Raw genomic sequence first — 14,049 nt, 5'->3', positions numbered from 1 at the left:
CCGAACCGTCGGCGCCTCGCCCGCGCTCGGCGGCCCCGTCCGTTCCGTCCGGGCTTGCGAGCCCACCGGCGTTACGCACCGACCGCAACCGGCCGTCCGCTCTCGAACAACGTCCGCAAGCGCAGCACAGAACGGGGGCCTCTCGCTTTCGAGCGAACCCGGCGGCAGCGACGCACGCGACACGTGGTCCAGGAGGACGGCATGACGACACCCGGATCGCGGGTACGGAGCCAAGACGCGCGGACGCGGCAGGAAGCGCCCTGCTCCGCGGCGGACGGGCAGGACCCGCTGCGCGCGGCCGTCACTGGGCACCTCCAGGACTTCCTGGCCCGGCGGGGGTCCGCCGTCGCGGGCCTGGACGCGGATTTCGCCGACGAGGTCTTCGACCGGCTGGCCCGGTTCGTCCTCGAAGGCGGCAAGCGGATCCGGCCGACCTTCGCATGGTGGGGCTGGCGTGCCGCGGGCGGCGCCGAGGACGGCCCCGAGGCCGCCGCTGCGCTGCGCGCCGGCTCGGCGCTGGAGCTCGTCCAGGCGTTCGCCCTGATCCAGGACGACGTCATGGACCGCTCCACTGTACGCCGCGGCACACCGGCCGCCCATGTGCGGTTCGCGGAGGACCACCGGACGCAGGGATGGTTCGGCGACCCCGATCGCTACGGGGAGAACACCGCCCTGCTCGCCGCCGATCTCGCCCTGGTATGGGCCGAGGACATGTTCACCGAGGCCCTGAGCCGCATGCCCGCCGCCCGGGAGCGGGCACGCAGGCCCTGGCGGGCCATGCACACGGAGATGGTGGTCGGCCAGTTCCTGGACCTGCGCTCCCAGGCGCGCTCCGATGAGGCGGAGTCCACCCCGCTGCGCATCAACCGGCTGAAGACGGCCGCCTACAGCGCCGAGCGCCCGCTGCACCTGGGCGCGGCCCTGGCCGACGCGAGCGAGGAGGTCGTTTCGGCCCTGCGCCGCTTCGGGGAGGCGATCGGTTCCGCCTACCAGCTGCGCGACGATCTGCTCGACCTGTACGGCGACCCCGCGCAGACGGGTAAGGCGGTCGGCGCCGACCTGCGGGAAGGCAAGCGCACGCTGCTCCTGGCCGTAGGCCTGCGGCGAGCACGCGCCCGCGGGGACCGCGACGCGGTGCAGGCGCTGGACTCGGCGATCGGCGACCCCGGGCTCACCGACGCCGACGTGCGCACCGTCGCCGACCTCCTGGTGGCCCTGGGTGCCCGGCAGGCCGTGGAACAGCGCCTCGCCGCGCTGGTGGACGCGGGGACGCGCTCCCTGGCGGATGCGCCCATCACCCCGGCGGCCTACGAGGAACTCCGGCGGCGGGCACACGGGGTGATCACACGCGCGAGCTGAAGAACCTAGGCGTACCGGAGGCGGCCGGCAGCAGGCGGCAACGCACTCCGCGGCCCAGGCCCGGATCCGAGCCCCGCAACCCGCCCGACAGAGAAGAGAGCCCATGAAGCCGCGCGTACCCCGGACGCGTACCGTTCCCGGACGCACCGACCGCGTCGTGGTCGTCGGCGCCGGCCTGTCCGGACTCGCCGCCGCGCTGCACCTGCTGGGGGCCGGGCGGTCCGTGGCGATCGTCGAACGCGACGGGCATCCGGGCGGGCGCGCAGGCCGCGACGACGCAGACGGGTTCCGCATGGACACGGGACCGACGGTGCTGACCATGCCGCACCTGATCGACGAGGCCCTGTCGGCCGTGGGCGACTCCCTCGGCCGCCGCCTGGACCTCGTCCGACTCGACCCCGCCTACCGCGCCCGGTTCGCCGACGGCTCCACCATCGACGTGCACACGGACGCCGATGCCATGGCCGAGGAGATCGCCTGCAAGGCCGGCGGCGCCGACGCCCGGGGCTACCTGCGGCTGCGCGACTGGCTGAACCGGCTCTACCGGCTCCAGATGCGCTCGTTCATCGACGCGAACTTCGACTCGCCGCTGCAGCTGCTCACCCCGGAACTCGCACAGCTGGCCGCCATGGGCGGTTTCGGACGCCTCGCACCGGCCGTCGGGCGCTTCGTCTCCGACGAGCGCCTGCGCCGGATCTTCTCGTTCCAGTCCCTCTACGCCGGCGTGGCCCCGCAGCGGGCGCTGGCGGCCTACGCCGTCATCGCCTACATGGACACCGTCGCGGGCGTGTACTTCCCGATGGGCGGCATGCGGGCGCTGAGCGACGCGCTCGCCGACGCCGTGGCCGACGCCGGCGGAACCCTGTACTACGGCCAGGACGTGCGGCGCCTGGAGCGCCGCGGAGACCGGATCACCGCGGTCGAGACGGCCGAGGGCCTCCGGCTCGGTTGCGACGCGGTGGTCCTCACCCCCGATCTGCCCATGGCCTACCGCCTGCTCGGGCGAACTCCGTGGCGCCCGGTCCCGCTGCGCTTCTCCCCCTCCGCGGTGGTTCTGCACGCCGGGGTCGACCGCGCGTGGGCCGAGACGCCGCACCACACCATCTCCTTCGGCGCCGCTTGGGAGGAGACCTTCGAGGAGATCTGCCGACGCGGCACGACCATGAGCGACCCCTCCCTGCTCGTCACCCGCCCCACCGCCACGGACCCCGCACTGGCGCCCCCGGGGCGCGAGCTGTACTACGTGCTGGCGCCGTGCCCCAACCTGCGCGCCGGCGGCGTCGATTGGCGACGTGCGGCGGACGGCTACCGCGACGCCCTCGTCCGGACACTGGAGCAGCGGGGTCTGGAGGGGTTCGGATCCGCGATCGTGGCCGAGCGGCTGACGACTCCGCTGGACTGGTCGCGCAGAGGCATGGCCTACGGCACCCCCTTCGCCGCGTCGCACACCTTGGCCCAGACAGGCCCGTTCCGGCCGCGCAACCGCGTAGCGGGCACCAGCAACGCGGTTCTGGCCGGGTGCGGCACCACCCCGGGTGTCGGACTCCCCACGGCCCTGGTGAGCGGGAAACTGGCGGCCGCCCGGATCACGGGCGCGGCCGCCGCGGGGAAGGGGGCACGATGATGGGAGCGGCCGCCGAGCTCGACGCGGCGGGCATCACCGAGGCTGCGCTGCGCCGGGACTACGCGCACAGCCGCGCGCTGCACGCCCGCCACGGGCGCACGTACTACCTGGCCACCCGGGTGCTTCCCGCCGGACGCCGACCGGCCGTCCACGCCCTGTACGGATTCGCCCGGTGGGTGGACGACATGGTCGACGAACCCGAAGCGGGGCAGACGGCGGAACACACTGCGGCACTGCTCGACGGCGTCGAGCGGGATCTGGAGGCGGCCCTGTCCGGCGGGCGGGCGCAGGCTCCGCCGGTGCGGGCCCTGGCCGACACCGCCCGGCGCTACGCGATCCCCGCGGAGTACTTCACCGCGTTCATGCGGTCGATGCGCTTGGACCTGACCGTCACCGGCTATGCCGACTACGCGGAACTCAGCGACTACACCTACGGCTCGGCCGCTGTGATCGGCCTGCAGGTCCTTCCCGTCCTGGGGACCGTCGTGCCCCGGTCCGAGGCGGAGCCGCACGCGGCGGCGCTGGGTACGGCCTTCCAGCTGACCAACTTCCTGCGCGACCTCGCCGAAGACCTCGACCGGGGCAGGGTCTACCTTCCCGCCGACGTCCTGGCCCACCACGGTGTCGACCGCGAACTGCTGCTGCGCTGCCGCCGTACACGCCTGCAGGACACCCGTGTGCGCCGGGCCCTGGCGGAGGTGGCCGCCTTCAACCGCGCGGTCTACCGCGAAGCCGAGCCGGGGTGCGCGATGCTCTCCGCGGTCGCGCGGCCGTGTGTCGAAACCGCCCTGCGGTTGTACCGGGGCATCCTGGACGAGATCGAGCAAGCCGAGTACGACGTATGGTCGCGCCGCCACCGTGTCGCGCGCTCCCACCGTGCGCGTACCGCGGTGCCCGCACTGGGCCGAGCGCTGATGGCGCGCGCGTTCGGCACATGACCGCACAGGCGCCCCGGTACCCGCCCTGAGGACGTGGAGGATGTCGAACATGTCCCTGCCCGGTTCCGAGCCCAGGCGGTTCCCCTTGCGCAGGCTGCCCGCGACGCGGTGGAGCCGACAGAGCCCTACGTGGCGCGAGGCCTCCCCCGGCGTGATCGGGTCCGCTGTCACGCGTGCACTGGCTCGCCCGTCCGGCAACTGGTACGTGCTCGCCGCCAGCGCGGAGGTCCGTCCCGGGCGCCCGTTCGGACGGATGGTCGCCGGCACCGAGGTCGTCGCCTGGCGGGACGGCGAGGGGCGACTGCACGCGGCACCCGGCGCCTGCCCGCATTTGGGAGCACCGCTGTGCCGGGGCGCCGTCGACTCGGGGAGGCTGGTGTGCCGCTGGCACGGCCTGGACCTGGGGCCGGAGGGCTTCCCCGGGTGGCGGCCTCATCCCGCCTACGACGACGGGACGCTGGCGTGGGTGCGCCTCGACGGGATCGGCGGCGAGGAACCGCTCCCCCGCCCCGTCCTGCCCGAACGGCCCGCGTCGGCCACGACCCTCACGGCGGTGGAGAGCCTTGCCGGGCGCTGCGAACCCGAGGACGTGGTGGCCAACAGGCTCGACCCCTGGCACGGCTCGTGGTTCCACCCCTACTCCTTCGTGGGCCTGCGCGTCACCGAGACGGCGTCGGGAAGCGATGCGGACCCCGACCGGATGGTCGCGGAGGTGGCCTTCAAGGTCGCGGGCCGGTGGGGGGTGCCCGTCCGGGCCGCGTTCAGCTGCCCGGAGCCGCGCACCGTGGCCATGCACATCATCGAAGGCGAAGGGGAGGGAAGCGTCGTGGAGACCCACGCGACCCCGCTGGGCGTTCGCGACGGCGTCCCCTCCACAGCGGTCGTCGAGGCGACCATCGCCTCCTCCGAGCGGCCCGGGTTCGCCCTGGCCGCACGCGCCGCGCCGGTGGTGCGCCCCCTCATGCGCGCGGCGGCCCGGCGCCTGTGGCGCGACGACCTCTCCTACGCGGAGCGGCGCTACACGCTGCGGACGTCGGGTCGGTGGCCCGGTTGACACCCGCGCGCCCCCAGCGGGCCAGGGCCCGCATCGGTGCCCAGCGCCCCCGGAGGGGCACGGTCCACAGCCGGTGGCCGGGCAGGCCCCAGCCGGCCAGCAGCTCGTTGGCGGCCATCAGCCCGCTGGTCGCGGCGCGCTCCATGAGGGCGACCGGGAGGTCCACCCGAACGTGGTCGCCCGCTACCACCAGCCGCGGGTCGGGAGTGGCAGGGGTCGGCCGGTCCGCGTAGCCGCCCGGCGGGAAGAGGGGGCAGTCCGCGCGCAGTTCGTGGCGCTGGTCCACCACGACCGCCCGCGCGGTCTCCGGGAAGACCCGGTGCAGTTGAGCGATCAGCCGCCGCCGCTCGATGCGCTCGTCGCAGGATTCCGGCAGCGCGTAGGCGTGCAGTTCCACGACCGAACCGCCCGTGCGCCGCGCCCACTGGGCCGCCTCGTCCTCGAAGCGCTCCAGCACGCTGATGTTGTCGAGCGTGGGGTAGCCGGCGGTCCCGAGGAACCCCGGGCGTTCGGCGCGCACGGGCCGGTCCAGCCACAGCCGGCTCACCAGGAAGGGCGGTGCGCTGGGCGCGGCGAGGGCCCGGCGACGCCAGTCCCGCCCGCCCAGGGCGGGAGATCCGGCGGCCAGGCCCCGCAGGCCGGAGACGTCGGTGGCGAGGACGACGGCGTCGAACTCCTCGGCGGCCCGGCCCTTCGCGTGGACGGCGAAGCGGCGCCGCTCCCCCGGGGTGATCCGGGAAACGGGCGCCGAAAGCCGCTGCCGCACCCCGCGGCGCGCGAGGTAGGCCGACCAGGGGTTCCAAAGGGCTCGGGGGAAGGGCGCGTTGGCGACGTCGAACAGCAGGCCCTCGCTGGAACCCAGGAAGTACAGGTGGAACATGACGGCGAGCTCGGCCGCCGAGAGCTGCGCGGGCTCGGCGAAGAAGCTGCGCGAGAACACCTCGAAGGCCAAGTGCCGGGCACGCGGCGGAAAGCGGACCGCCTCCAGCAGCGCGGGCGCGTCCCGGTGGTCCAGTCGCCGGTAGATGCCGGGGACGTCGACGTCCAGAAGCTGCAGGGCCGCGGCGATGTTGACCCGGGCCAGTTCGCGGGCGGGAAAGCTCCGGCTGCGCGCTGCCAGCGCGAAGGCGTTCAGCGGTGGGGACGCGGGAAGCCCGGTGAAACCGTCGCGGAGGCCGTTCGCGTGCACGAGCGGGTAGTCGGGCAAGGGGCTGAGCATGCCCAGCTCGGGGTCGATGCGCGCCAGCAGCGCCCGCAGGTTGTAGTACTGCCGGAAGAAGGCGTGGAAGCCGCGGCTCATCGTGGCGTCGCTGCCGTCGCGGAGGACGGTCGGCCATCCCCGCAGGCGCCCGCCGAGACCGGCTTCGCGTTCGAAGACGGTGGTCGACACGCCGCGTTCGGACAGGGCCGTGGCCGCGGCCAGTCCGGCGATGCCGCCGCCCACGACCGCGGTTCGCGGGACGGCGGCGGGCCGCGCGGCCCGGGGCGCGGCGGGGGCGACCTCCTCGGCTCGGGGGTCGGAGGGGGCCCACGTCATCGTGAGCCGGAAGGGGCGGGAACGGCGCCGAGGAAGGTGTGCACGATGCCCCGCTGCCAACCGGTCAGCGCCAGGGTGCGGACGTTCTCCAGGCCCGCCTCGCGCATCCGCCGACGCAGGCGCGCGGCGCCGTCGAACTCCAGGACGCTGCGCCACAGGTAGCGGTACAGCGCGGACCGGCCGGTGGCGACGCGCCCGAGGGGGATGACGACGCCCCAGCAGACCAGCGACCACACCACGCGCGCCGCGGCCGAGTCGGCGACGGAGTACTCGTGCAGGGCGATTCTGCCCCCGGGCTTGAGCAGACCGCTCACCGCGGCCAGAGCGGCGTCGGGATCGGGGCAGTTGCGCAGCAGGTAGGCGGCGAACACCGCGTCCGAGGGGCCGCCCAGACCGCCCGCGGTCAGGTCTTCGGCGCGGGCGTGCACGAAGCGGACACCGGGCCCCCAGCCCTTGGCGCGGGCCCGGGCGAGCATGCCTTCGGAGGCGTCCACGCCGATGATCTCGGCGCGGGGGTAGGCGTGCGCCAAAGCAGCGGTGGAGGCCCCGGTACCGCAGCCGAGGTCGAGTATGCGCAGCCCCTCCCCGCCTCGCGGGAGGCCGAGCCTGCGCGCCGACACGCGCAGATGCCGGTGGTATCCCGGGTTCGCCGCGACGAGTCGGTCGTAGGACGCCGCGGCGCGGTCGAACTCGTCACCGACCGCACCGGCCTTCATCCCGCGGACCGTCCTTGCCATGATCCTCCGAGTCGCGACGAAGGGAACCGGTCTCCGTGACAGGCTAACCGCCATGCGGGGATTCGACTTGCTCATCGTCGGCGCCGGCGCGGCCGGACTCAGCCTGGCCCACGCGGCCGCGGGGATCGTCCTACCCGGCACCGGCACGCCGCGGATCGCCCTGATCGAACCGCCTGCCGGAGCGCCGCGCCCCGGGGACCGCACCTGGTGCTTCTGGGAACACGGCGCGGGGCCCTGGGACGAGGTCCTCGCAGCCCGCTGGGACACGCTCGCGGTCCGCTCCCCCACGGGCGCCAGGCATGAGCAGGCGATCAGCCCCCAGTCCTACAAGATGCTGCGCTCCCGGGACTTCGAGGACCACGTCCGCGCGGGGCTCGGGCCCGACGTCCACCAGTACGCGGCGACGGTCACGGCGATCGAGGACGGGGCCGACCACGCGACGGTCCATGCGTCGCGGGCCGACGGTTCGCCGGTCTCGCTCACGGCCCGGCGGGTCTTCGACTCCCGTCCGCTGCCCGCGCCGCCCCCCGCGCGCACGACGCTGCTGCAGCATTTCCGCGGATGGTTCGTGCACACCGAGCACGACGCCTTCGACCCCGGCACCGCGCTGCTGATGGACCTGCGCACCGCCCAGCCGCGCCGCGGCGTCTCGTTCGGCTACGTGCTTCCGCTCTCCTGCCGGGAGGCGCTGGTGGAGTACACCGAGTTCACCCGCCGGGTCCTGGACGACGCGGGCTACGAATCGGCACTGCGCCGGTACACCGCAGAGGTGCTCGGCTTGGGGCGCTTCACGGTCGCGGCCGCCGAGCAGGGGGTCATCCCCATGACGGACGGCAGCTTCCCGACGCGGGCCGGTCGGTGCGTCTTCCGGATCGGAGCGGCCGGCGGGGCGACCCGGCCCTCCACCGGATACACCTTCAGCGGTATCCAGCGCCAGGTCGCCTCGGTGGTGCGCTCTCTGGAACGCGGCCGGGTGCCGGTACCGCCGATCCCCCACAAGCGGCGGCACCTGGCCATGGACTCCGTCGTGCTGCGCGCCCTGGACCGCGGGCGCCTGGACGGCGCGGCGTTCTTCGCCCGGCTCTTCGCACGCAACGACATGCGCGCCGTCCTGGACTTCTTGGACGGGCGGTCGGTGTTGGGACGCGATCTGCTCGTGGGAGCGGCCGCCCCCGTGGTACCGATGTCGGTGACGGCTCTGGAATGCGCGTTCGGCTCCGTTCGTCCGGAGCGCAGTACGCCCTGACGATCAGGAGCCCGGCCGGAGCCCTTCCGCCGGCGACGGCGGCGGGCCCGCGGAGGGCGGCGGCCGGACGCCGAATCACCGCGGTCGGCCGGGCCCAGGCGGGGTAGAGGCGCCGGGAACACGGACGCATCGGTGCGCGAAGGAGGGGGCATGGCCGGAACACGGGCGCGGCGGGCCTTGACCGTCGAACGGTCGGCAGCGGGACTGGCGGCCTTCGTCCTGGCCGTCACCGCCGCTGCGCTGATCGGCGTCTTCTCGGCGGCCGAGACGGCCGACGAGTACGCGCGGCTGCGGCAGCCCGCCTGGGCGCCGCCCTCGTGGGTGTTCGGGCCGGTCTGGACCGTGCTGTATGCGACGATCGCGCTGGCGGGCTGGGACGTGTGGCGGCGCCTGGGGTGGCGCGGTTCCCGGCTCGCGCTGACGCTCTACTTCGGGCAATTGGTGCTCAACGCCGCGTGGACGCCGTTGTTCTTCGCCGCCGACCTGCGCGGCCTCGCTTTCGCCGAGATCGTCGTCCTGTGGCTCGTGCTGTCCGGCACCGTCGCCGCGTTCTTCCGCGCGGCACCTCGCGCGGGATGGTTGATGGTGCCCTACTGGGCGTGGACGACGTTCGCGGCCGCGCTGAACCTCGCGGTGTGGCAACTCAACGCGGGCGGCTGACGCCTCCCTCGATCTCCACCAGGGGCGCGGGGTAACCCGGAGGCGTCCGCTCCAGCCGCCACGGCGTGTGCACGTCCGCGGCGTCGAGGCGGGCGAGCTCGGGGACGTGGCGGCGCACGTAATCCCCCTGGGGATCGAAGCGGCGCGCCTGCCGCAGCAGATTGAACCGCCGGTTGGGCCGGGTGTCGTTTCCCGTTCCGGCCACCCACTGCCAGTTGCCGTAGTTGTCGGCGACATCTCCGTCGAGCAGCAGGCGGTGAAAGTGGTCGCCCCCGCGCCTCCAGTGGATGCGCAGCTCGCGGGTGAGGAACGCGGCGGTGATCAGGCGCGCCCGGTTGTGCATGAACCCCTCCTCCAGCAGCTGGCGCATCCCGGCGTCGACGACCGGGATGCCGGTGCGTCCCTCCCGCCAGGCGGCGAGCGCCCCTTCGTCGTCGTTCCATCGAGCGTCGCGCGGCCGGTAGTCGCGCCGGGCGATGTCGGGAAAGGCCGCCGTGACCTGGTGGTGGAAGTCGCGCCAGGCGAGTTGCCGTATGTAGGGGACGCCGCCTTCGCACGCACCGGCGGCGCTGGCGACCTCCAGGGGAGACAGGCAGCCGAACCGCAGGTCGGCGCTGAGCCGCGAGGTCGCTGCGGCGCCGAGCGCGTCGTGGTAGCGCTCGTAGTCGGCGATGCCCTCGGCGATCCACGTGTTCAGCCGTCGCCGCGCATGCGATTCGCCTCCTGTGAGGCGGTGCGGGGACAGCGAGCCGGTACCGGAGCGGTCCAGGTCCTGGTCGGGCAGCGGTCCCGGCGCGATTCCCGGGGGCAGGGCGAAACGCTCCGGCGGTTCCACGGCCGGTCGCCACTCCCGGCGCTCCCAAGCCCGCCAGTAGGGGGTGAAGACGGCGTAGTGCGCGCGTCCGCTCGGGGTGATCTCCAGCGGCGGAACCACGGTCACTCCGGGAAAGGTACGCACCTCGATGCGGGCGCCTTCGAGGCGGCGCACCCGCTGCCGGGCCGTGAGGCTGACGTCTTCGCTGAGGAAGACGGCTTCGGCGCGGGCCTCCGCGGCCGCACGGAGGGTCTCGGTCACCGTGTCGCCTTGGCGCACGACCAGGTCCGCACCGCGACGCCGAAGCGAGGCGCGCAGGTCCGCGAGCGCATGGCGCAGGTAGGCGATGCGGTTGCGCGCACTGCGCCCCAGCACCGCCGGGTCCAGCACGAAAAGCGGAAGAATCGCGTCGGAACGCGCAGCGGCGGCACTCAGCGCGGGATGGTCGCGGACCCGCAGGTCGCGGGTGAACAGCACTACGGTCGTCGGCATCGCCCCTCGCCCGTCACGCATCACTCGACCTCGCCGCTGCCGGCGGATCTGCCGGCAGCGGCGGCGATGTTGCGCGCCATGCTCCCGAACACCACGCCGTGGAAGGGCCGCACGCTCCACCAGTACAGGTGTCCCAGGAGACCGCGGGGATGGAACAGTGCACGCTGGCGGTACCTGACGACACCGTCCCGCACGAGGACGCGCATCTCCAGCCATGCGCGCCCGGGAAGGCGCATCTCGGCCCGCAGCCGCAGCAAGGCGCCCCGTTCGATCTCCTCGACCCTCCAGAAGTCCACACTGTCGCCCGTACGCAGGCGCGCCGGATGGCGGCGCCCGCGCCGCAGGCCCACCCCGCCGACGAAGCGATCCAGCAGTCCGCGGACGCTCCAGGCCAGCGGCCAGGAATACCAGCCGCGCTCTCCCCCGATCCCCTCGATCACCCGCCATAGCTCAAGGGACGATGCGGCGACGTCACGCTCGCGTTCGTCGACGTAGAGCGATCCCCCCGACCAGTCCGGGTCGGTGGGCAGCGGCTCCGAGGGAGCCTCGGGCCACCCCGCCGACGACCAGCGCGTGTCGACCTCGGCTTCGCGCACCCGCCGGATGGCCAGTTCGACGGCCTGGTCGAACCCGAGCCGGTCGTAGTCGCCGAGCAGGTCGGCGAGGTCGTTCTCGCCGCAGGTGGCCTCGTTGCGCAGGGACTCGATGAGCGGACGGGCGACGGCGCCCGGAACCGGCGTCACCAACCCCACCCACAGGCTCGACAGCCCGGGAGTGAGCACAGGGACCGGGACGATCAGCCGCGGCCTCAGCCCGGCCAGGCGCGCGAAGCGCTGGACCATCTGGGCATACGTGAGGACGTCGGGGCCGCCGATGTCGAAGGTCCGGTCGGTCTCGGCGGAGAGCCGCATCGAGGCGACGAGCAGACGGAGCACGTCGCGCACCGCGATCGGCTGGACCCGGGTGGAGACCCAGCGCGGTGTCGTCATGACCGGTAGGCGCTCGGTCAGATGGCGCAGCATCTCGAACGAGGCCGACCCGGAACCCAGGATCACCGCGGCGCGGAGCACCGCGGCGGGAACGCGCGACTCCAGGAAGACGTCGCCGACCTCGGCGCGGGAGCTCAGGTGGTCGGAGAGGTCCCGGTCCTGCCGGTTCAACCCGCCCAAATAGACGATGCGGCCCACACCCGCCCACTCGGCGGCCGCGGCGAAACACTCGGCCGCCTCCCGGTCGCGCTGGGCGAAGCCCCGTCCGGCTCCCATGGCATGGACCAGGTAATAGGCCCCGTCCACATCGGCCAGTGCGGTTCTCAGACTCGCGGTGTCGAGCACGTCGCCCTGGACCACGGTGACCTGAGCGCGCCACGGGAAGTCGCGCAGCTTCCCCGGCGTACGGGCAAGGCAGCGCACCTCGTGACCGGCACGCAGCAGCTCGGGAACCAGCCGTCCCCCGATGTATCCGGTCGCGCCGGTGACCAAGACCCGCATCTAGGCACGTTCCCGCCGGGCGAGGCGGCGCCGGCGGGCCGTGTACCCGCCGACGCCGTTGCCGGCGCGCTGGACGCTGCGGGTCCGGCGCTTCACGCGCAGGTTCTCCTGCGGCATCATGTTCCCCCTCATCCCCGCTCTTACCAGCCCTCCCGCGATTCTCGACCCCGCAAACGCGAAACCCGGGGCGCACACCCCGGGTGCGCAGGACGTTCGACGGGAGAAGCCGGACCGCACCCGAGGTGCGCCCGCCACGGCGGCGGGCAGTGACGCCGGGAACACGGTCCCGGCGGGGCGAGTCCGTCGCCGTGGAGGCCGAGGGCGACGGCGTAGTGCCGCCCGAGCACGGCCGCCGCCGTTACGCCCCCGTCGACAACGACGACCTCGACGGGAAACCGCCTGTCGAAGGGGGTCGCGCCTCCTCGCGCTCCAAGACGCGGTCGGCGCCGTCACGAAGGCCCCGGTTCCACCCGGTTCCCGGTGGAACACCGGTCAGTGCCCCTCCTCTTGGGGCCGGGGCCGGGTCACCACGACGGGGGCCGGCGCGTGGTGGAGCACCGTCTGGCTCACCGAGCCCAGCAGCAGCCCCGCGAAGCCGCCGCGCCCGCGCGAACCCACGACGATGAGATCGGCTTGGGCACCCTCGGACAGCAGGGCGTGGGCCGGATGGTCCTCTACCACGGCCACCCGGACCGGCACGTCGGCGGTGTCGGCGCTGCGCGCCGTTTCCACCATGGTGCGCACATACGTGTCGGCGCGGTCGGCGGCGAACCGGTGCTCGGCGACGTAGGAGGGGTCCGTGAGGGCTGAGGCGTCGATGGGCGCCGACATCAGCCAGGCGTGTACGGCCACGAGTTCGGCGCCCGTCCGCGACGCCTCGTCCAGGGCGAAACGCAGCGCGGCTTCGGAGTCGGCGGAGCCGTCCAGCCCCACCACCACACGGCCGCGCTCCCGGCGATCGCCCTCCTGCTCGCCGCCGGCCTCCGTGCGGGGCTCCGGGATCACCGCGACGGGGCAGGGCGCGTGCGCGCTGACGCGGACGCTCACCGACCCCGGAAACGCCGATGCCACGCCGCCCAGGCCGCGCGAGCCCACGACCACCATCGCCGCCCGGCGCGCCGCGGCCAGCAGGGAGTGCGCGGGGCCCAGGGAGGAGACCTCAGTGCGCACTTCGAGCCCGGGGCGGCTCCGGGAGACGTGGGCGACGGCGCTCTCCAGCAGGCGCGCGGCGTGATCGGCGGTCTCGGGCGTCGGCGTCATCCGCACCGCGTGCCCGAACGGAGCAGCGACCACGGGCATGCTCAGCGCGTGCAGCACGGTCAGCGGCAGCGCGCGGTCGGCGGCCGCGCGCGCCGCCCATTCCAGGGCCGTCCGGCTCGCGGCCGAGCCGTCCACGCCCACGACGATCCCGGCGGTCCCGGAACGTCCCTCGTCGGAGCCGCCGACGGCCTCGATGCCGTAGTCCTCGTTCGTCGTCTCGTTCATCGTGTGGTCCCTTCGTCCTGCTGCTGCGGCGGTGTCCGCCGGGTCGCGGGGCGGTGCGGCCCATCGCACGCGGCGACCGCCACCGCCAGTCGCGTCACTCGGGCGCGGAGTGCCCAGGTCCGGGGCGAGCGGCTCCGCCTTCGGTGTGCCCGCGGCCGGACCGGCGCAGACGCAGCCGGTCGCGGCCCCCGTCCGCGGTGGCGAAGACGCTGTCGCCGTCGGCGCGGGCCTCGACGCGCCGGGCCGATGCGACGGTTGACGCCTCGACCTGGACCAGGCCGCTGTACGCCCGCACCGCGGGCCCGGAACCACGGCGGAGACGCCGTCGAGGGCCGTGCCCGAGTACGGGCCGAGCGTGATGAGCCGGGCGCGCACGTGTGCGACGACGCGTTCGTCGACTCCGTCGAGCAGATCGACGGCGGTACGCACAACGGTGTGCCCCCGTCCGGAATCCCTGGCCGCCTCCTCACCCGGGAACGCCCTCCTATGCGTGCTCGCCTGTTGCGAAATCGGTCCGGGGACCGCCCCTGCTGCGTGTTGGCGCCTCCTGCCCGCGGCCACGTGCCTTCGGTCCCGACTCGGGGCAGCGGGCCGGTGGCGGCGGACGGTCCAC

13 protein-coding genes are annotated in these 14,049 nt (G+C 74.1%); 6 read left to right on the top strand and 7 right to left on the bottom strand.

Translation table 11 applies throughout. The features are described from left to right. Positions 1–201: 201 nt before the first annotated feature. The 4 genes from LP52_RS04805 (at position 202) to LP52_RS25595 (ending at position 4,975) form a co-directional block, all read left to right on the top strand. Complete coding sequence (locus tag LP52_RS04805; RefSeq protein WP_084722891.1) at positions 202–1,359, top strand: polyprenyl synthetase family protein; 1,158 nt, start codon at positions 202–204, stop codon at positions 1,357–1,359. 103 nt (positions 1,360–1,462) lie between these two features. Then, a complete protein-coding gene (gene crtI, locus LP52_RS04800; protein ID WP_040271135.1) occupies positions 1,463–2,983 on the top strand; it encodes a phytoene desaturase family protein in 1,521 nt (506 codons plus the stop codon). Then, positions 2,980–3,921, top strand: coding sequence for a phytoene/squalene synthase family protein (locus LP52_RS04795; protein ID WP_040271133.1), 942 nt, complete (start codon positions 2,980–2,982; stop codon positions 3,919–3,921). Before crtI ends, LP52_RS04795 begins: the two co-directional genes overlap by 4 nt. Before the next feature lie 49 nt (positions 3,922–3,970). Further along, positions 3,971–4,975, top strand: a complete 1,005-nt coding sequence (locus tag LP52_RS25595) for a DUF5914 domain-containing protein (protein ID WP_052809428.1) — start codon at positions 3,971–3,973, stop codon at positions 4,973–4,975. Here LP52_RS25595 and LP52_RS04785 read toward each other — a convergent pair. Both LP52_RS04785 and LP52_RS04780 read right to left on the bottom strand, forming a co-directional pair. Continuing rightward, positions 4,881–6,512, bottom strand: a complete 1,632-nt coding sequence (locus LP52_RS04785) for an NAD(P)/FAD-dependent oxidoreductase (protein WP_084722890.1) — start codon at positions 6,510–6,512, stop codon at positions 4,881–4,883. The two genes, LP52_RS25595 and LP52_RS04785, sit on opposite strands and share 95 nt — an antisense overlap. Beyond that, positions 6,509–7,249, bottom strand: a complete 741-nt coding sequence (locus tag LP52_RS04780) for a class I SAM-dependent methyltransferase (RefSeq protein ID WP_040271131.1) — start codon at positions 7,247–7,249, stop codon at positions 6,509–6,511. Before LP52_RS04780 ends, LP52_RS04785 begins: the two co-directional genes overlap by 4 nt. Before the next feature lie 52 nt (positions 7,250–7,301). Between LP52_RS04780 and LP52_RS04775 the strand changes: the two genes are divergently transcribed. Both LP52_RS04775 and LP52_RS04770 read left to right on the top strand, forming a co-directional pair. Further along, a complete protein-coding gene (locus LP52_RS04775) occupies positions 7,302–8,495 on the top strand; it encodes a lycopene cyclase family protein (protein ID WP_040271129.1) in 1,194 nt (397 codons plus the stop codon). 150 nt (positions 8,496–8,645) lie between these two features. Then, positions 8,646–9,155, top strand: coding sequence for a TspO/MBR family protein (locus tag LP52_RS04770; RefSeq protein ID WP_052809427.1), 510 nt, complete (start codon positions 8,646–8,648; stop codon positions 9,153–9,155). Here the strand turns inward: LP52_RS04770 and LP52_RS04765 are convergent. The 5 genes from LP52_RS04765 to LP52_RS04750 all read right to left on the bottom strand — a co-directional run bounded on the left by LP52_RS04765 (position 9,139) and on the right by LP52_RS04750 (position 13,731). After that, entirely contained in the window at positions 9,139–10,461 is a 1,323-nt protein-coding gene (locus LP52_RS04765; RefSeq protein ID WP_040271127.1) for a cryptochrome/photolyase family protein, read from the bottom strand. The genes LP52_RS04770 and LP52_RS04765 overlap by 17 nt on opposite strands. A gap of 20 nt (positions 10,462–10,481) precedes the next feature. Continuing rightward, entirely contained in the window at positions 10,482–11,951 is a 1,470-nt protein-coding gene (locus LP52_RS04760) for an SDR family oxidoreductase (protein WP_040271125.1), read from the bottom strand. After that, a complete protein-coding gene (locus LP52_RS28675; protein ID WP_274518778.1) occupies positions 11,952–12,083 on the bottom strand; it encodes a hypothetical protein in 132 nt (43 codons plus the stop codon). 360 nt (positions 12,084–12,443) lie between these two features. Continuing rightward, entirely contained in the window at positions 12,444–13,436 is a 993-nt protein-coding gene (locus LP52_RS04755; protein WP_084722889.1) for a universal stress protein, read from the bottom strand. 94 nt (positions 13,437–13,530) lie between these two features. Then, entirely contained in the window at positions 13,531–13,731 is a 201-nt protein-coding gene (locus LP52_RS04750) for a hypothetical protein (protein WP_040271123.1), read from the bottom strand. Positions 13,732–14,049 lie beyond the last annotated feature (318 nt).

Source organism: Streptomonospora alba (genome assembly GCF_000826685.1).
GTDB lineage: Bacteria > Actinomycetota > Actinomycetes > Streptosporangiales > Streptosporangiaceae > Streptomonospora > Streptomonospora alba.
The sequence above is the reverse complement of the archived record's forward strand: the minus strand, read 5'-3'. Positions and strand labels throughout refer to the sequence as shown.